The 18,193-nt window shown below is 65.8% G+C and carries 16 protein-coding genes, 1 pseudogene and 1 riboswitch; of the genes and pseudogenes, 9 read left to right on the top strand and 8 right to left on the bottom strand.

Going from position 1 to position 18,193, the window contains the following annotated elements:
• Positions 1 to 124 precede the first annotated feature (124 nt).
• The 5 genes from ASB57_RS20605 (at position 125) to ASB57_RS20585 (ending at position 5,053) form a co-directional block, all read left to right on the top strand.
• Entirely contained in the window at positions 125 to 1,072 is a 948-nt protein-coding gene (locus tag ASB57_RS20605) for a tripartite tricarboxylate transporter substrate binding protein (protein ID WP_082621734.1), read from the top strand.
• Between the two features lie 123 nt (positions 1,073 to 1,195).
• Positions 1,196 to 2,035, top strand: coding sequence for an EcsC family protein (locus ASB57_RS20600; RefSeq protein ID WP_057656308.1), 840 nt, complete (start codon positions 1,196 to 1,198; stop codon positions 2,033 to 2,035).
• Between the two features lie 118 nt (positions 2,036 to 2,153).
• Positions 2,154 to 4,373, top strand: coding sequence for a prolyl oligopeptidase family protein (locus ASB57_RS20595; protein ID WP_057653903.1), 2,220 nt, complete (start codon positions 2,154 to 2,156; stop codon positions 4,371 to 4,373).
• A gap of 227 nt (positions 4,374 to 4,600) precedes the next feature.
• A complete protein-coding gene (locus ASB57_RS20590) occupies positions 4,601 to 4,768 on the top strand; it encodes a hypothetical protein (protein ID WP_369822734.1) in 168 nt (55 codons plus the stop codon).
• A 33-nt stretch (positions 4,769 to 4,801) separates the two neighbouring features.
• Positions 4,802 to 5,053: a helix-turn-helix transcriptional regulator gene (locus ASB57_RS20585; RefSeq protein WP_057653901.1), complete on the top strand. Its 252-nt coding sequence runs from the start codon at positions 4,802 to 4,804 to the stop codon at positions 5,051 to 5,053.
• Positions 5,054 to 5,283: 230 nt separating this feature from the next.
• Here ASB57_RS20585 and ASB57_RS20580 read toward each other — a convergent pair.
• The 6 genes and pseudogenes from ASB57_RS20580 to alr form a co-directional block, all read right to left on the bottom strand.
• A pseudogene (locus tag ASB57_RS20580) lies at positions 5,284 to 5,622 on the bottom strand (hypothetical protein); the annotation flags it as partial.
• Entirely contained in the window at positions 5,619 to 6,965 is a 1,347-nt protein-coding gene (locus ASB57_RS20575; protein WP_057653900.1) for an acyclic terpene utilization AtuA family protein, read from the bottom strand. The pseudogene ASB57_RS20580 and the gene ASB57_RS20575, both read right to left, overlap by 4 nt.
• A 172-nt stretch (positions 6,966 to 7,137) precedes the next feature.
• Positions 7,138 to 8,040 (bottom strand): LysR family transcriptional regulator, encoded by a 903-nt coding sequence (locus ASB57_RS20570; RefSeq protein ID WP_057653899.1) that lies wholly within the window; start codon positions 8,038 to 8,040, stop codon positions 7,138 to 7,140.
• A 189-nt stretch (positions 8,041 to 8,229) separates the two neighbouring features.
• Complete coding sequence (locus ASB57_RS20565; RefSeq protein WP_197424780.1) at positions 8,230 to 9,513, bottom strand: ABC transporter substrate-binding protein; 1,284 nt, start codon at positions 9,511 to 9,513, stop codon at positions 8,230 to 8,232.
• Between the two features lie 38 nt (positions 9,514 to 9,551).
• Positions 9,552 to 11,555, bottom strand: a complete 2,004-nt coding sequence (locus ASB57_RS20560; RefSeq protein WP_231755205.1) for a SpoIIE family protein phosphatase — start codon at positions 11,553 to 11,555, stop codon at positions 9,552 to 9,554.
• Positions 11,556 to 11,611: 56 nt separating this feature from the next.
• On the bottom strand, positions 11,612 to 12,748 hold the full coding sequence (gene alr / locus ASB57_RS20555) for an alanine racemase (protein WP_057653898.1): 1,137 nt from the start codon (positions 12,746 to 12,748) through the stop codon (positions 11,612 to 11,614).
• A gap of 243 nt (positions 12,749 to 12,991) precedes the next feature.
• Here alr and ASB57_RS20550 point away from each other — a divergent pair, with 243 nt between their 5' ends.
• Positions 12,992 to 13,333: an STAS domain-containing protein gene (locus ASB57_RS20550; protein ID WP_057653897.1), complete on the top strand. Its 342-nt coding sequence runs from the start codon at positions 12,992 to 12,994 to the stop codon at positions 13,331 to 13,333.
• A 29-nt stretch (positions 13,334 to 13,362) separates the two neighbouring features.
• Here the strand turns inward: ASB57_RS20550 and gshA are convergent, their stop codons facing one another.
• On the bottom strand, positions 13,363 to 14,946 hold the full coding sequence (gene gshA / locus ASB57_RS20545; protein ID WP_057653896.1) for a glutamate--cysteine ligase: 1,584 nt from the start codon (positions 14,944 to 14,946) through the stop codon (positions 13,363 to 13,365).
• A gap of 135 nt (positions 14,947 to 15,081) precedes the next feature.
• On the opposite strand from gshA, the gene ASB57_RS20540 reads away from it, so the two are divergent.
• Positions 15,082 to 15,645 carry a hypothetical protein gene (locus tag ASB57_RS20540; RefSeq protein WP_231755204.1) on the top strand — a complete coding sequence of 188 codons (564 nt, stop codon included), beginning with the start codon at positions 15,082 to 15,084 and terminating at the stop codon, positions 15,643 to 15,645.
• Here the strand turns inward: ASB57_RS20540 and ASB57_RS30715 are convergent.
• Positions 15,557 to 15,943, bottom strand: coding sequence for a helix-turn-helix transcriptional regulator (locus ASB57_RS30715; RefSeq protein ID WP_082621732.1), 387 nt, complete (start codon positions 15,941 to 15,943; stop codon positions 15,557 to 15,559). The genes ASB57_RS20540 and ASB57_RS30715 overlap by 89 nt on opposite strands.
• Positions 15,944 to 16,178: 235 nt before the next feature.
• Positions 16,179 to 16,257: riboswitch (SAM riboswitch) on the top strand.
• On the opposite strand from ASB57_RS30715, the gene ASB57_RS20535 reads away from it, so the two are divergent.
• Both ASB57_RS20535 and metW read left to right on the top strand, forming a co-directional pair.
• On the top strand, positions 16,247 to 17,572 hold the full coding sequence (locus ASB57_RS20535) for a homoserine O-acetyltransferase (RefSeq protein WP_057653894.1): 1,326 nt from the start codon (positions 16,247 to 16,249) through the stop codon (positions 17,570 to 17,572). (Overlaps the previous riboswitch by 11 nt.)
• On the top strand, positions 17,572 to 18,180 hold the full coding sequence (gene metW / locus ASB57_RS20530; protein ID WP_057653893.1) for a methionine biosynthesis protein MetW: 609 nt from the start codon (positions 17,572 to 17,574) through the stop codon (positions 18,178 to 18,180). The genes ASB57_RS20535 and metW overlap by 1 nt, the downstream gene beginning before the upstream one ends.
• Positions 18,181 to 18,193 lie beyond the last annotated feature (13 nt).

Raw genomic sequence — 18,193 nt, 5'->3', positions numbered from 1 at the left:
TCGCTGATTCATTGATTCGCAGGTAAGGCGACTTCCTCTTTTTGTTGGAACCGCTGCCCAGCCACGGCGCACCCAAACCGGTGCGCCGTGCGCTGTCGAGGTCGCGACTTGAGGAGTCTCATGTATGCCTATTGCGAGGCCTGCCGATTTTGCGGCGCAACCTTATCCACAGCGTCCGATCACCCTCGTGGTCGGTTATGTTCCAGGGGGTGGCGCAGATATTCTTGCCCGCTATCTTGCCAATCACATGTCGGACCAACTTGGCCGACGAGTCATCGTCGAAAACCATCCAGGCGCCGCGGGAACCATGGCCGCCTTGGCGGTAGCGCGTTCCGAGCCGGACGGCTATACGGTCTACCTGGCGGGAAGCTCGTCGGCCCTGCATCATCTGACATCCCGCGACAGCGCTTTCGACTGCTCCAAAAATCTGGTCCCGATCGGCATGGCGGCAGAGGCGCCTTTTGTTCTCATCATGGGCAATCATGTGCCTGCCGTGGCGCTACCCGACGCCGCGCAAGTGGCGAGGGACAAACCAGGGGGGCTTAGCTGTGCCAGCTACGGCGTCGGGTCGGCAAGCAATCTCATGTGCGACGAACTCCAGCGAAAACTGGGCATCCGCTTGCTGCACATCCCCTACAAGGGCGATGCCCAAGCCATCGCTGACGTCATGGCGGGACGCGCGGATTTTTATATCTCCACTCTTGTAGCGGTACTGCCTTTTATCAAGGCCGGCAAGGTACGCGGCCTGGCCATATTGAGTAGCGGCAGACTTGCGCAGCTTCCCGATGTTCCCGGTATCGAAGAGTTCGGCTTCATGGGCCCGGCGTCATCCGGATGGTATGCGCTCATGGTTCCCAGGGGCACACCGGACTATGCCATTGAAAGGCTGAATCGATCGCTTTATGCCGTGCTGGCATTGGCTGACGTGCGCGAGAAATTGGGGAACCTGGGCTATGTGCTCCCCACATCCGCAAAAGCGCCAGAAGCCGTGGAGGAATACATCGACCTGGATATCGGAAAATGGTCGACCATGCTTCAAAGAGCGGAAACTGCCCCATCCACTAGCACCTGACACCGGACCGGTGCGCGAACGAGTATGACCACAAGACGGTATAGTCGTCTTGTATCTCTAACTCCGCTGATGCGAGCGGCACACCGGGCTTGAATCTACTGAAGAGGCCTGGAGGGAATGGTCATGCACACTGACGATCGCGCTGCCGGGAATCCGGTAGCCCTGAATGACGACGACCTGAGCAGCCTGAAGCAGGCGCGCGCGATTCTGGAGCATCCCAGCCTGACCGCGCGTCTGTCGAATTACGTCGGCAAACCCATCGAATACGCCCTGGACATGCTGCCCGCCAAGGCGGGCAACCTGATTACCGAGGCTACCCAGAAGGCCATCCACGCCGCCTTGAAAGCGGCACTGATGACCATGGGCAAGAACAACGGCGCGGTCGTCGAAGCGGCGCCGACCGCGTCGAAGTGGCTGCACAAGGCGGGCGCCGCGGTCAGCGGCGGCGTGGGCGGCTTCTTCGGCCTGGCGGCCGTGACGGTAGAGCTGCCCGTCTCGGTCACCATCATGATGCGGGCCATCGCGGACGTGGCGCGCGGCGAAGGCGCCGACCTGGGCGACCTGGCCACGCAGCTCGACTGCGTGCAGGTGCTGGGCCTGGGCGGCCGCGCCAAATCCGACGATGCCGCCGAGGTCGGCTACTTCGCGGCACGCGAGGCCATGGCCAAGGCGGCGGTGGATGCGTCATCCTTTCTGGCCACCGGCGGCAAGCTGGGCGCTACCGCCGCGCCGCCCCTGGTGCGCTTGATCAATGCGGTGGCCAGCCGTTTCGGCGTCCAGGTCACAGAAAAGGTCGCCGCCCAGGCGGTGCCCGTGATCGGCGCGGCCGCCGGCGCCGTGATCAATACCGCCTTCGTCAACCACTACCAACAGATGGCGCGGGGGCACTTCACGGTGCGGCGCCTGGAAAAGAAATACGGCAAGGCAGCGGTCGAGGCCGCGTACCAGCAATTGGCGGATTAATCCGATCGATCTGATTGCTTACATGCCCATCCGGGGCATACTCCCACCTTTACCCTCCTTACGCTGGCCCGCTCACGCGCGGCCGGCCGCAAGACTTTCCATGGTGTCAGCCTAACGCATGCAGCACGCACAACCCTCTTCGTCGCCGACCTCCGCCGATCGCACCGGCCAGGACCCGCTGCAGTATCTTGAGTCGCTCGACAGTCCTGTCGTTGAAAAGTGGGTGACCGCGCAAAACCAGCGCACCCTTGATGCCTACGGCAAGGGGACGGAGCTCGATGCCACGGTGGAACGCCTGACGTCCATCTACGACTCGCAGGATCGCATCGTCGCCTGCTCGCGCTACGGCGACTGGGCTTACAACACCTGGACCGACGCCGATCATCCCCTGGGCCTGGTGCGGCGCACGCGCTGGCAGTCCTGGCTGGACGGCAAGCCGGAGTGGGAAACCATCCTGGACGTGGACGGCCTGGAGTTGAACCAGGGCCTGGAGGACGGCGAGGACGGCGAGGACGATGAAGACGACGAGGCAGCCATCCGCTGGACCTTGCAGGACTTCGAAATGCGCTATCCCGATTACGATCGCGCGCTGGTCAGCCTGTCGCCGGACGGCGCGGACGCCTGCATCGTCATGGAGTACGACGTCGAGGCGCGTTGCTTCGTGGAAGACGGTTTCGAGATCCCGGACGAAGGGCAGCATTCGATCGGCTGGATCGACCGCGACACGGTCTATGTGGGCTGGGACGACAGCGCGGTCAACGACGACCCCGCGCTGACGGATGCCGGCAATCCGCGCCAGATCCGCAAGTGGCGTCGCGGTACGCCGCTGGAAACGGCGCCGATCGAATTCGAGTGCGCGCAGGCGGATATCTCCATCAACGTCTGGTACGACAATCTGCAACGCCGCCATGTGGCGGCCCGTGCGACGGCCTTCTTCCGTACGGAATGGTTCTGGCTGGACGAAACCAGCGCGCAATGGCGGCAATATGACGTGCCGCCTGAAGCAGAGATCGACGAATGGCGCGGCTGGCTGTTCGTCACGCTGCGCGCGGATTGGCACGTGGGCGGACAGGTGCATCCCGCGGGCTGCCTGCTGACCATCCGGCGCGATGCTTTCGTGGCCGGTGAGCGCGGCTTCATCATCCTGTTCACGCCCGGCCCACGCCGCGTGCTGGATGACCTGGACTTCACCCGCCACTGGGTGCTGGTAGCCGAACGGCAGGACAGCGCGCCGCGCCTGACGCTGTGGCGTTTGCCGCAAAGCGACGCCGACACCTGGCAAGCGCATGCCTACGCGCTGCCGCCCGGCAGCGAAGTGTCGATGGAGTCGGTCGACGCGGAGCGCGACGACACGGTGCTGATACACGTGGACCATTTCCTGGTGCCGCCGTCCCTGTATCACGGCGATCTTGGCGATGCGGACGTTGGCGGCCACACGGGGTTGGCCGCCAGTGCCACCGACGTCGAAGCCGACGTCAGCGCCTATGCCAAGGCGTCCGGCTGGCATCTGTTGTCGCATATGCCGCCGAAGTTCGACAGCGCGGGCATGTCCGCGCAATTGCGCTATGCCACCGCGCCCGACGGCGTCTCGATTCCCTATTGGGTCATCGGCCGCCTGCCCGCCGCCGGCGATGCGCCGCTACGCTGCCAGCTGTACGGTTACGGCGGTTTCGAGGAGGCGCTCGATGCGCCGGCCTATTCGGCGACCACGGGTGTCACGTGGCTGGAGCGCGGCGGCATTTATGCCATTGCCTGCATCCGCGGCGGCGGCGAATTCGGTCCGATCTGGCATCAGGCCGCGCTGCGCGAAAAGCGGCCGGTCGCTTTCGATGACTTCATCGCGGTGGCGCAAGCGCTCATCGACACCGGTGTCACCACGTCCCGGCAGTTGTCGATCAGCGGCGCCAGCAATGGCGGCCTGCTGACCGCGGCTTGCATGGTGCGACGCCCCGACCTGTTCGGCGCGGTGCTGTCGGACGTGCCGGTGCTGGACATGGCGCGCTTCCACAAGCTGTTGCAGGGCGCGACCTGGACGGAGGAATACGGCGACCCGGAAGACCCCGCCGCGCTGCGGTCCCTGCTCGCCTATTCGCCGTATCACCTGGTGCGCGCCGATGCCGCCTATCCGCCGGTGTTGTTCAGCGCGTCGGCCAGCGACGACCGCGTCCATCCCGGCCATGCGCGCAAGATGGCGGCGAAGATGCAGGCGCAGGGCCATGCCGACGTCTGGTACCTGGAACGCCGTGAAGGCGGCCATGGCGCCGGGGTCGACGCGCGGACGACGGCCAGGACGTCGGCGCTGGAGGCTGGGTTTCTATGGACGAATACGGGGCAGTGAGGCCCCTGGGCAGAGCGGGATTTGAGCCAGTTCAACATCCAGACTGGCTTGAAATTACCCCCGGGGAACCGGAGGCGCTGAAGCGTGACCTACTGCTGCCCGCAGACGATGGCTCCAACATAAGATGAGCCATTGCTGCCGGGCGCAATGCGCTAATATTCCGCACATGGATAGCGCGTCCCTCGTGCAGTCCGAATACCCGCAAGGAAGATGTAATGGAAACAGCCTTGGACACCATCAAGACCGAAGTGGAGATCGCGAAGTTGATGGCGGAGACCAGCAAGCTGAACGCGGAAGCCTCGAAAATGATTCGCGAACGTGCTTGGTACCCGATGATCCTCATCGCAGCCGCGTTCACCAGCGGCGCAGCCCTGGCAAAACTCTTGACCGGATAACCAAGGAACCCGCCGCAAGGCGGGTTTTTCGTCATGGCATACATCCCCCCCACACCTGAAGATCTCCAGGCGCTCAAGGACGAGTTGGGCTACACCGGCAAACAGATGGCCGCCTTGGCCTGCGTCGGTGAACAGCACTGGCGCAAGTACACCGGCGGCGCCACGCCGCGCTCCCTCGAATTTTCGAACCTATTCCACATGGCGGCCGTGCTGGAACTGAGCGAAGACGATCTGGAGCGGATACATCAGCGCATGCGAGCAATAGGAGCCTCGCTCGCCCCTTGAACGCCTGCGAGAGACAAAAAAAGCCCCAAGCCGGATTATCTGGCTTGGGGCTTTTTCATGCTCGAATCAGCGGCGTTCCCGCTCATTGATTACCGCGCTGAGTAGACGGTGGCGCAACATCCTCAGTTCCGCTGGTGATTGCCAAGATTATTTTCTAAGAAAGCCCGCCCAGCGCGGGCTTTTTCATGCCCCGGCGACGCTGCATTCAGCGCCGTGTCCCGGGGCGCCGGCGCGAGCGACGCCGGAAGGGTAATCGAAATATCCAGCAGGTAGCCCGCCAGCGACTTGCCGTGCGAGTCCAGATTCAAGGAGTCGTTGACGCCGCCGTCGAGGACGTTGTCGATGACGAAATTCATGGCGTGCAGGCGCGGCAGCACATAGCGCACGATGGCGCCAGGCGCGCGATGCGCATAGACCTCGCGCACCACCTCGGGCGTGACCTGCTGCACCAGCATGTCGAAATGCTCGGGCCGGAAGGCCACCACGCTGATGTTGCAACGGTCGCCCTTGTCGCCAGTGCGGCCATGGGCCAGTTCGTAGAGCGGGACAACCACGGTAGGGGCGGTCATTGATAGATCTCGTAGGAAGCACTCACCTGCGCGCGGTCGATATAGCCCGAGCGCGTTTCCATGCGCGGGCGGATCGCGGTGCGCACGCCGCCGCCGCCGGCCGGGCCGCAGCAGTAGAGGGCATTGACTTCGCGGGCCAGGGCTTCGGCTTCCGCGCGGCTGGCGAAGCTGGCGGCCAGGCGCAGGCGCACGTCACGCGCGCCGCTGTCCGGGCGTTGCGCGAGCAGGGCGCCGCGGTCGTCGGCAAGAATGCTCAACACGCCGATCAGGTCGACGCGCAGTTTCACCTGATCGCCCAGACGCGCGCGGACCACGTCGGCGGCCAGCCGTGCGCGCGACTCGGCGCGGGGACCGCCATATGAGATTTCCGCTTCCGCCAGCCAGCCGCCTTCGTAGTAGGCGTTGACCTTGAGCGTGGGCGGACGCGCATGACCGCGGACACCGGCCAGCGCGACCGTGTCGGGGCCGGTCTGGACGATGCTGGCTTCGGAGATGTCGGCCACGACGTCCGGGGTCAGGTACGACGCGGGGTCATGGACTTCGTACAGCAGTTGTTCCGTCACGGTGCGGCGGTCGACGACGCCGCCCGTGTGCTCGGCCTTGCCGATTTCGCAGGCGCCATCGGCGTCGATGCGGGCGATGGGGAAGCCCACATGGGCCAGATCGGGCACGTCCTTGTAGCCTGGGTCGGCGAAGTAGCCGCCGGTGACCTGCGAGCCGCATTCCAGCAGATGGCCGGCCATGGTGGCGCGGCCCAGGCGATCCCAGTCGCCGGCATCCCAACCATAATGGGCCATGGCCGGTCCCACGGTCAGGGAGGGATCCGCGACGCGGCCCGTGACGACGATGTCGGCACCGTTGAACAGGGCGTCGGCAATCGGCTCCGCGCCCAGGTAGGCGTTGGCGCAGAGCAGCTGGCCGGCAGCGGGCAGGCCGGCCTGGGCCAGCACGGCGGCGCTGTCGGCGCGGGCGGTCAGGTCGTCGCCAAGGACGATGGCGATACGGGGCGTGCGCAGGCCCGCCTGGCGGGCCAGTTCGGCGATGCGGCGGGCGGCGCCCAGCGGATTGGCCTGGCCGAAATTGCTGACGATGGCGATGCGGTGATCCAGGCAGGCGCCGAGGATGGGCGGCAGGAAGAGATCGAGCAGGGGCTCATAGCCCTTGGCGGGATCGGCGCGGCGGGCGATCTGGGCCAATGCCAGGGTGCGCTCGGCCAGCGTCTCGAAGATCAGCGCGCGCTGGCCTTCCCGTCGGCTCAGGGTCCGGACCACGGGAATGGCGGCGTCGATGCGGTCGCCGGAAAAGCCGGCGCCGCAGCCCACCCACAAGGGCGCTTTGGCCATGCTGCGTCTCACTCACATTATTGGAAGAATGAGGCGATTGTCGGCAGGAGGGGAGGCAGAAGTAAAATCGAAAGATCGGATACTTTGATTTGAAATTCAAATCACTGAGGTATTCGACTTTCTCTTTCCCGAGGGAACGGTCTGGTGGCATCCCCAAAGGAGGCCCGTGCGTCTACGTGGCTTGCGCCAGCGTCCGGACGTGCTCGCCCAGCATGTCGTGCAGCGCCTGTGCCGGCATCGACAGTTCCTTGTTCTTGCGGCTGAGGATGTAGACATCCCGTGTCAGCGGCAGGGCGCTCAGGTCACGGATCGCCAGCGTCGGGCGCTGGAACTGATACAGCGTCAAGGTGGGCACGACGGTGATGCCGACGTGGTTCTCCACCATGGCGCCCACCGTGGCCAGATGCTCCAGCTCCAGTACGTTGTTCAAGGCGTGCTTGCCGAAGGCCGAGTCGAGCGACTGGCGCACGCTGCTGTGCTTGACGAAATTGATGAAGGGATAACGGGCGATCTGCTCCAGGGTGACTGCCTTGCGGGTGGTGGCCAGGGGGTGGCCCTTGGGACAGACCAAATGAAAGCGGTCGGTCCATAACAATTCCCGCCGCAGGTCGGGCGCGTTGAAATCAGTGGTCGCCAGCGCGAAGTCGATTTCGCCATGCATCAGCAGTTCCACGCATTGCTGCGACATGCCGTCGCTGATGGCGGTGGTCACGGCCGGATATTCCTCGCGGAAGCGATGCAGCACGGGCGGCAGCCAGTTGGCCGCGATAGAGGGCAGGGCGGCCACGTGAACCTTGCCGACACGCCCGGTGGCGTAATCGCGCAGGTCGCGTAAGGCGGTGTCGGTCTCGAACAGCGTGCGGCGGGCGAATGCGTCGAACAGGCGGCCGAAGGGGGTCAGTTCGACGTTGCGGGTATTGCGCACGAAAAGCTGCGCGCCCAGTTCCTCTTCGAGGGATTTGACCAGGGCGCTGAAGGCCGGCTGCGACAGGCCGATGTCGGCCGCCGCCCGGGTGAAATTGCCGTGGTCGGCGGCGGCCACGAAGGCCCGCAACTGTCGCGTGGAGAGATTCATCTGTATTTGGGATGAAAGCCTGGGATTATTTCATTTTATGAGGGATGGCTGTCCTAGCGGCGGGCCGCTACGACAACCGCCCGCGGCTGCCGCCGCGGGCGAGAGCGGGCCAGCAACGGCGCCGGCACGGATGTGCTCCCGCGTGGGCACGGCGCCGCTGCGGTGGCCAGGCCTGACCCGCCCTGGCTTTCAGCGGGTCTCGTATACCTCGTCGGCGGCGAGGAGGACGTCGACCGGGGGGTCGAAGCCGATCAGGCGGGCGGTTTCCAGGTTCAGGGCGATGGTGGCCGGGTCGCGCCAGATCTGCTTCAGCTGGCGCGGCTTGGCGCCGTTGAAAATTCGCGCGATCGCTTCCGCGAAGAACAGGCCCAGGGGCGTGTGGTCGGACTGGGCCAGGCTCATCAGGATGCCATGCCGCACATCCTCCGACCCGTGCATGGAAAAGCTGGGTACCTTCGCGTCACGCAGTATCTGCGCCACTCGCCCGATGGTCAAAGGCGTGATGCCGACATGCGTGGTGACATACACCGCATCCACCTGGCTGCTGATTTCCCGATAACACTTTTCCACATTACGCATGGTGGCCTCCGCATCCTGCCCCTGCGTCCGCGCATCGCAGCGCACCAGGGTGACATCGAGCTCGCGCGCCACCCGCTCGATGGCATCCACGGCGCTGAACAGGCGCCCCTCGCGCGTGTTTTCGTAGACCAGCCCCAGCGTCTTGAAGGCCACCGTTTCATGGAACAGCCGCAACTGCCGCACATACCGTTCCGGATAGATATGAACGAACAGATTGTCCAGCCCGCTGTCCTTGGCGCTCTTGGCGATGTGCGCATCGATGGCGTCACTGGTCGACGCGACGACGGTAGGCACCGGCGCCCCCAGCTTGACCATGTCCTGCCCGGCCATGGTGCCCATGGCGATGATCAGGTCTATGTCGTGACGCTCGCGCAGGCGGTTGGCGATGGAAAAACGCATGGCCGGCCGGCGGCTATTGTCGAAATTACCTGGCGTCCACCAGGCGTCGGCCACGAACTCCACCACGTCGCTGCGCGTGTTGGCCGCGATGAACGCCCATATCTCGTGGCCCGTCAGGCCTTCGGGAATCGGCGGAATGCTCAGCCATCCCAGGGCCTGCAAGCCGTCGACGATGTAGCGCAAGGCGCGCTCGTAGTTGTCATGCTCGCCGCTGGCCACGTAACCGATGCGCCATCTGCCGCCGTCCGGCCGCCGCCTGGGCAAGGTGGGAATGTCCATGTCGCGATTGGCCATGTGCCGATGCAGCCGCGGCATGGCCGGCGCGGCCTGCGCCTGAGCCTGCGCCTCGGCGGACGCGTCGGCCGCGACATGGACGTCGTCGACGCAAGCCGGCGGCGCGGCATCGCTCCGCGCCAGGCTGGTATAGAGCGTCAGCAGCAGCGCCGCGCCAAGCATCAGGACGGTTGGAATGGAAACACGATGCGAAGGAGTCATGGCAGCCGCCGGAACGGGTTGCGCCGCGTCGCGCGCCTTCATGGGCGGCGAATCACGATCAGGGTGATGTCGTCTGACTGTTCGGCGCCGCCGGCGTACTGCTTGAGATCCTGGACGATGCCCAGCGCCAACCCGGCCGACGATTTCACCGGGCAGCAAAGACGTGCCAGCAGGCGCTTCTCGCTATAAAGGGCACCATCGGGACCGGTGGCCTCGGTCACGCCATCGGTGTAGCCCACCAGGACCTCACCGCGCCTGAGCTGCGTCGTCAGCGGTCGATAGACGGTGTTCTCGATCACCCCGCACGCCGGTCCGCTGCGATCCGTGAGCAGCCGGGCTTGCCCGTCGGCATCGATGATGGCGGGCGGCGGATGGCCGGCGTTGGCCCAGGACAGCTGCCCGCTGCGCAGGTCCAATACGCCCAGCAGCAAAGTGACGAACATCATGTTGGGATTGTTTTCCGCCAGGCGGTTGTTGATCCGTTGCAGCATGCGCGCCGGATCGGTCTCGTCTTCGGCGGTGGCGCGTATCAGCGTGCGAGTGATCGCCATGAACAACGCCGCCGGAACACCCTTGTCGGAACAATCGCCGATGGCGACACAGACGCGGTCATCGGGCAGCATGAAGTAGTCGTACAGATCGCCACCGACCTCCTTGGCGGGCAGCATCAGCGCGTACAGGTCGGTGCCGTTGAGCAGGTTGTCAGCGGTCGGCGGGACCGGCAGCAGTCCCGTCTGGATGACTCTGGCGATGTTCAATTCGCTTTCGTAGCGCTCGCGCGTCGAGGCCTCCTGCATCAGGCGGGCGATGTTCTCGCGCAGCCGCCGATCCATGAACAGGAAGGAGGCCGCCAGCCTGCCGACTTCGTCGCGCCGCTGGCGCGGCAGCGCGGCGATATGGTCGGGCACATAGGCGATGCACTTCAGGTCCTGCTGCGGCAGCTGGCGGGCGTAGCCCGTCAATTGTTCCAGCGGCCGCACGATGCGGATGGCGAACAGCCAGGCGATCAGCAGCGCCAGCAACAAGGTGCCGGCGAAGACCACGGCCTGCCTGTGCAGCAAAGCCATCGCGGGCGCCGTGAAATCGCTTTCCGGCACCACCGCGGCCAAGGTCCAGCCCAGCGGCTTGAAGCGCACCGCTTCGATGATCCAGCGGCCGTCGCCGTCGTCATAATCCAGCTGCTCGGGGCGTTCGGATGCGGTGATGCTTTGCAGCGTCTGCTTCAGCGTAAGGCCCGTGCGGCGGTCGGTGCCGTCCTCCAGTCCCGTTGCGCTGGGCGGCGGCGCCACCATGCTGCCGTCATCCGCCAGGATGAACATGCAGCCTGACCGGGCCAGGGTCAGCTCGCCCAAGGTCTCCCGCATGGCGACGTTCATCTGCTGGCGCCGCAGCTCCACCTGATCGATGACATCCTGCACGCTGTCGCTGACCACCACGACCCAGTCCCAGGGCGCGAAGTAGCCGAAGTAGGCATAGCGGGTCTGCGCCGGCGCGCGGGCCGATTCCTGGTTGTCCGCGGGCTTGTCCATGGAAGGCAGATCGGGCTTGCGGTACATGGCGAAGCCACGGCCCAGGGCGCGGCTCTCGTCGTACATCGCCTGGGCCAGCGGCCGGCCCTTGAAGTCGGTAAGACTGGTCATGTCCTCGCCTATCCAGCGCCGGTCGCCCGACGCGATGACGCGCCCGTTGGCGTCATAGATGGCGGCGTAGCGGGGATGGCCCAGGGTCAGTTCGTTGATCCAGGTGCGCGCCATGGCCTTGGCATCTTCCACGGAGAACGCGCCGCGGTTGGCAAGTTCGGAGAATTCCATCAGCACCGACTGCACCGTGCCGCCGAGTTGCTGCAGTTGCCGGCGACCGCCCCGCACGGCGCTGATCTTGTCGTTCAACAGGGCCGCCCACCGCGCTTCGATGTCCCGCCGCACCAGGTCCACGGCGTTGCGCACCGCGTGGGCTTCACTGGTGGAGACGGTCTGCGTCACGTCGCTGCGGCTGACCACCATCACGAAGGCGGCGATCAGCATCAGTACCGCGACGATCAAAAGAAAAATTTTGCTGCGCAGGGAACGCAGTGGCAGAAGCGAAGAAAATATCCTGATCACGATGCGCGGATCGGCACGCGGCCAGTCAGGCCCGTGATCAGTTCCGGCGCCGTGCGACCGCAGGCGGCCGCCACGTGTTCGGCGGGCAGCTCCGGAGTTCCCCACAAGATCACCGGCGTGCCTGGCGCCGCGTCCGGATGGTTGCCCAGGTCCACCAGCAGATGTTCCATCATGACTTGTCCCAGACCGCGCGCCAGCCGCCCGTTCACAAGGACGGGCATGCCGACGGGTGGATGACCGGGATAGCCTTGCGCATAGCCGCAGTTGACGACCCCCACGCGCATGGCGGTAGGGGCGACGAAAGCGCCGTGATAACCGAGGGGCGTGCCGGCCGCGACCTCGTGCACCGCCGCCAGGCGCGCCCGCATGGACAGGGCGGGGCGCAGTCCCAGTTGGGTGCCGGTCCTGTCAGGCAGGGGACTGAGGCCATACAGCAGGCGGCCCGGCCGGATCCAGTGCGTGGTCGCGGCGTGCTCGGGATGGCACAGGATGGTGGGGCTGCTGCTGGTGCTGCGGGGGCCGGCCATCCTGGCGGTCAACGTGCGGAAGCGCGCCTGGGCGGCCGCGATGCCGATGGGCAGGTCGGCGGCCGCATAGTGCTGGAAATGCCCGATGCCGGCGATGTCGCCGCGCGCCAGCCAGGGTTCGCAGCGCGCGTAGGCGGCCCGATAGGTGTCGTAGTCCAGGCCGATGACGCCAAGGTCGCCGACATAGCGCAGCCACAGCCAGGGGGGCGGACAGTGCAGGGGGCGGGCCGCGAGCCAGTCGAGCTGTTCGACGCTGCTGATCACCAGGTGCAGGCCGGGCTGGTCCAGGTGCGCGACTTCGATGAGATCCTGCAGGCCGCCGTAGATCAGGATGGGGCCACGCCAACCGGCGTCGCGGCAGACGGCGACGTCGGCCAACCGCGATACCGCCAGGCCATCGGCGTCGGCCAGCGCCGGCACGACATGATGAATTCCATGGCCATAGGCGTCGGCCTTGATCGATGCCCATACACGAGGGCCTTGGGAGGCCGGGCCGCCGCTGCCCATGCGGCGCCGCACTTGATCCAGGTTGTGCGCGATGGCGGCGGGATCCACACGCGCCATGGCACGGTTACCGATAGACGCTGGCGCGGAGTGGAACGTCATGAGTGGCCGTGGGGTTGTTTGGAATTGGAAACATCTAAGTGGATGTGATCCCTGTTCCGGTTCCCCGAATCAGCATCATTCGGTGCGCGTAAAAGTGTCGGTCTGTTGACGCGCGTGGCGGCGTGTCGACTGGGAAGTGAACTGGAAAGTGAGTTCTGTCACAGACCACGTTTGAAACTGCGCCGGCCAGGACGCGTGCTTTTCACGCCGTCATGACGCGCATCAACGCGGGAGCATGCTCAGATGAGTCTCACCACAGCCCGAATCGGCTCCGTTCTCCTCGTTACTCCGGAGGGCCAGATCAACAGCGCCAATGCCGGCGCCATCGAAGCGGAGCTCGTTGCCCTGGTCGACAAGGGAGAACGCCAGGTCGTGCTGGACATGTCGCGGCTGAACTACATTTCCAGCGCCGGCTTGCGCGTGGTGCTGGTGCTGGCCAAGCGGCTTCAGCAACAGGACGGGTCACTGGTCCTGTGCGACATGCCGTCGCACGTGCGCGAGGTGTTCGACGTCAGCGGTTTCCTGGTGATCCTGACCGTGACGGACACACGCGAGCAGGCCCTGGCCCGGTTGACGGCACATTAAGCGCCCGTCAACCGTGCGTGGGGCGTCGGTCAGGCCTGCGGAAGCACCAGCGGCGCCTGGGCCGCTTCCATATAGCGCGCCACATAGGTATCGAAGTCCACGTCGTCGGCGGCCTCGATAGCCTGCTGCTGCGCCACCGACTCGCGGGCCCATTCCTGGTACTGCGCGGTCTTGTCGGCCGGCAGCGGCGTTGCGCGCAGGGCCTGGGCATGCGCCTGGCTTTGCGCCAGCGTGAATTCCTTGAAGGACGCACCGGCACTGCGCATGTCGGCGAGCAGACGCGCCGAAGGCGTTGCGTCAGGGTTCGCGATCTTTTCGACCTGGGCTGCCAGCGCCTGCGTGTAGGCGTCGCCGCCGTAGGTGTCGTCGAGCAGCTGAGCGTAAGGCGCGATGCGGTCCAGCAGCTCGCGGCCCCAGTCGCTCAGCGCGATCGGCGTGCCTTCGCGGCTCAGCAGCAGGCCCGGCTTGCGGCCTTCGGTCACCACCGTGCTGAAGTTGTCCGCGCTGTGCTGACAGAAGCCATTGTCGGAGAAGAAAGGACTTTCACTGGCGGCACAGAAAAGCACGAAGGCATCGACGAAGCGGCTGGTGGTCGCGGAGATGCCCACGGGGGCATAGGGATCGATGTCCAGGCAACGCACTTCCACGTATTGCACGCCGCGTTCGGCCAGTGCCGTGATGGGGCGTTCGCCGCGGCGCGTGGCGCGCTTGGGGCGGATGCTGGAGTAGTACTCGTTTTCGATCTGCAGGATATTGGTGTTGAGCTGGATCCACTGGCCGTCGCGATGCGTGCCGATCTGGCTATAGGGCTCCCACGGCTGGGTCACGGCCGCGTGCAGGCGCGCCAGGAACGTCGACAGGTCGTTGTAGCAGAGCTTGAGCTGCGACTGCGCCTTGTTCTGGTAACCCAGGTCGCTCATGCGCAGGCTGGTGGCGTAGGGCAGGTACAGGGTCTCGGCGTCGAATGCCTGCAAGGGGTGTTCGCGGCCACGCAGGAAGTCGCGCGACAGCGCCGGCGCGGCGCCGAACAGGTACATCAGCAGCCAGGAAAAGCGCGAGAAATTGCGGATCAAGCCGATGTAGCCGGCCGAGCGTTGCGCTTTCTCGTCGGCGCCGGGCAGGTCCAGGACCTGCCACACGCGGTCGTCCAGCGAGAAGTTGTAGTGGACGCCGGCGATGCACTGCATGGTCTTGCCGTAGCGTTCGGCCAGGCCACGCCGGTAGACGTTCTTGAGCGTGCCGGTATTGGACTTGCCGTACCAGGCGATGGGGATGTCGGCTTCCGGCGGCAGGTCCGCCGGCATCGACTGGTTCCAGATGACTTCGTCGCCCAGGCCGGCGTAGACGTAGCGGTGGGTGTCCTCCAGCTCGCCGATCAGGCTGTCGACATCGTTACGGGTGCCGGTGATCAGTTCGAGCAGGGACTCCGAGTAATCGGTCGTAATGCGCTCGTTGGTGAGCGCGGATCCCAGGGGCGCGGGATGGGGCGTAAGCGCCAGGCGGCCTTGCGCGTCCACGCGCAGCCCCTCTTTTTCGATGCCGCGCAAAGTGTGGCCCAGCAATTCCCGATGGTCTTGCAGGCGGGCGAGGCGAAGGGAGGTCAGATCGGTCACGGCGCGCTTTTAAGAAATAGGCGATAAGGAGGGGGATTTTACGGGCTCCGCCGGGGGGTGCAGGGAGTAACCTGCGCCGCCCGGGGACAATCCTGGCCGCTGGCGTATTATCGGCGCTTTCCTGGTCCGCTCGCCATGCTTCCCAGACCTCCATTTCCGTCACCCGGTTCCGCCCGGCGTCCCTCCTGGACGGCAAGGCTGCTGGCCATGGGTCTGGCAGGGGTGCTGGCGGCTGGCCTGGCCGCTTGCAGCCCTACCTATGACTGGCGCGAACTGGACGTGGCGGACGGCGCCGCCCGGGCCGCGTTTCCGGCCAAGGTGCGGACGGAAAGCCGGAATATCACCCTGGACGGCGGCCCCCTGGCGTTCACCCTGGATGCGGCGCGGGTCGACCAGGCGGTGTTCGCCGTGGGGCATGCCTCCCTGGACGGCCTGACCGCCGCGCGCCGCGACGCGCTGACCAGGGCGCTGATCCGCTCCTTGTACCTGAACCTGAAGGTGGAGCCCCCGGCTGACCTGCCGCCGGCGGGGGCGGACATCGCCGTGCGGGGCGAGGCGGGCGGTCACCCCGTGCTGCTGCTGGCGCGGGTATGGGTAAAGGGAGACCTGCTCATCGAGGCGGTGGCGAGTGGGCCCGCGGACAAGCTGCCGCCGGCGGAAGCGCAAACGTTTGTGCGGTCGCTGCGCTTGCGCCCCTGATAATGCTCCCGGCATCCACCGCGTCGTCGCTTGTCAGCCCTTCCGCATAGGCAGTCTTGGCGGGCCGGGCCCGCGCCTTCGTGCATGGCTGATCCAGGTCCAGCAGCCCCAGCGACAGCGCGGTGACGACGGCCGCGCGCCGGTTGCGCGCGGACAGCTTGTGGCAGGCGTTCTGCAGGTGGAAATTGACCGTTCTTTCGCGGATTCCCAGCAGTTGGCTGATTTCGCGGCTGGGCTTGCCCAGCGCCGCCCAATGCAGGCAGGTGTGCTCCCGGGGTGAAAGTGCGCGTCTGAGCATGGCGTTAACCGTAGGTGATCGGGTGGAGGGTCCGGCCCTGCCGGCAGCGCCGGCGCCGGAGGCGAGATGTCTTGCCGGGCATCTTGCCGATTCTTCCGGAGGGCGGCCAGCTTTGATCCAGGCGCGGTGCCCATTCCGATTCAGGCGGTTCAGCGTAACGGCGGCGATCCATCGCGGCGCGGCCCCGATCCGGCGGGCATTTACCGCATCGACCCTGGTGGTAGAATTCCCGTTCAATTCGTTCGGCGCCGATTTGCCTGATCCGCTTGCGGGCGCCTCATAAATCCAGCTAAAGAGGTCTGCATGACTGCAACCATCCAGCATCCGGCTGTCGGCGCAACAACGCCCGACGCCATCCCGGCGCAGGCCGGCGACCTGATCGCCGCCGACCCCGCCGTTTCATCCTCTGCCATTCCTGCCGCCGTGCCCGCGGGCTCCGTTGGCCGGGTCGCGCCGGTATTCCTGACCTTCGATACGCCCCTGCCTCTGGCCAGCGGGCAATCCCTGGATCGCTACGAGCTGGCCGTCGAGACCTACGGCACCTTGAACGCCGAGCGCAGCAATGCCGTGCTGGTCTGCCACGCGCTTAATGCGTCGCACCACGTGGCCGGCATCAGCAGCAGCAATCCCAAGGACATCGGCTGGTGGGACAACATGGTGGGCCCCGGTAAACCGGTGGATACCGACCGCTTCTTCGTCATCGGCATCAACAACCTGGGATCGTGCTTCGGGTCGACCGGGCCGGCCTCGGTCAATCCGGCTACCGGCACGCCTTGGGGCGCGGCTTTCCCGGTCCTCACCGTGGAAGACTGGGTCCATGCCCAGGCGCGCGTGGCCGATCATTTCGGCATCCAGCGTTTCGCCGCGGTGATGGGCGGTTCGCTGGGCGGCATGCAGGCGCTGAGCTGGGCCACGGTGTGTCCCGAGCGGGTGGCGCACTGCGTAGTCATCGCCAGCACGCCGCGCCTGTCGGCGCAAAACATCGCCTTCAACGAGGTGGCGCGGCGCGCCATCATCACCGATCCGGATTTCCACGGCGGCGACTACTACGCCCACGAGACCGTACCGGGACGGGGCCTGTCGGTGGCCCGGATGATCGGTCATATCACCTATCTGTCGCAGGACGACATGGCGGAGAAGTTCGGCCGCAACCAGCGGGCGCCCGGCGCGGACGGGGCCTACCGCTACGGTTATGACGTCGAGTTCGAGGTCGAGTCCTACCTGCGCTATCAGGGCGAGAAGTTCTCGCGCTATTTCGACGCGAACACCTATCTGCTGATCACCCGCGCGCTGGACTACTTCGATCCCGCGCGCACTCACGGCGGCGACCTGGCGCGCGCGCTGGCGCCGGCGCAATCCGGCTTCCTGCTGGTGTCGTTTTCCACGGACTGGCGCTTTCCGCCGGAATGCTCGCGTGAGATCGTCCGCGCCCTGTTGAAAAATGGCCGTCCGGTGACTTACGCCGAAATCGACGCGCCGCATGGCCATGATGCGTTCCTGCTGGATGACGAGCGCTATCACGCGGTGATGCGCGCCTACTACGACCGCATCGCGCGCGAACTGGGGTTGCCGGAACGCGCCGCGCCCACCGCGATCGCGGCGGCCACGGCACAAGCAGGAGAGCTGTGATGACGGGACCTACCTTGGCCCAAGGCGAATTGCGCAAGGACCTGGCGCGGATCGCCAGCTGGGTCCAGCCCGGCACCCGCGTGCTGGATCTGGGCTGCGGCGACGGCGAATTGCTGGCGCATCTGCGCGACGAACGCCAGGTGAATGGCGCCGGTGTGGAGATCGACGACCACTCGGTCATCGCCTGCGTGCGGCGCGGCGTCAATGTCATCCAGCAGAACCTGGAAGAGGGGCTGGCGCTGTTCGAGGCCAGCCAGTTCGACACCGTGGTGCTGTCGCAGACGCTGCAGTCCATGCACCACACCGAGCACATCCTGCGCGAGATGGCGCGCGTGGCGCAGTACGGCGTGGTGTCTTTCCCCAACTTCGGCTATTGGCCGCACGGTTGGTCGATCTTGCGGGGCCGCATGCCGGTCTCGCGCCAGATGCCCTACGCCTGGTACAACACGCCCAACATCCATCTGTGCACGCTGCGCGATTTCGAAAGCCTGGCGCAAAAAGTGGGCTTGCGCATTTTGCAGCGCGCCACCTTCAATCATGACCGCGAGGTGCGCCTGATGCCCAGCTGGCGTAGTACCCTGGCGCTCTATCGTTTTACCGCCGGCTAGATCCGCGCGGACA

Origin of the sequence: Bordetella sp. N (assembly GCF_001433395.1) — a bacterium.
GTDB lineage: Bacteria > Pseudomonadota > Gammaproteobacteria > Burkholderiales > Burkholderiaceae_B > Bordetella_C.
Note: the sequence above shows the minus strand (reverse complement) of the source record. Positions and strands in the feature narration are given on the sequence as shown.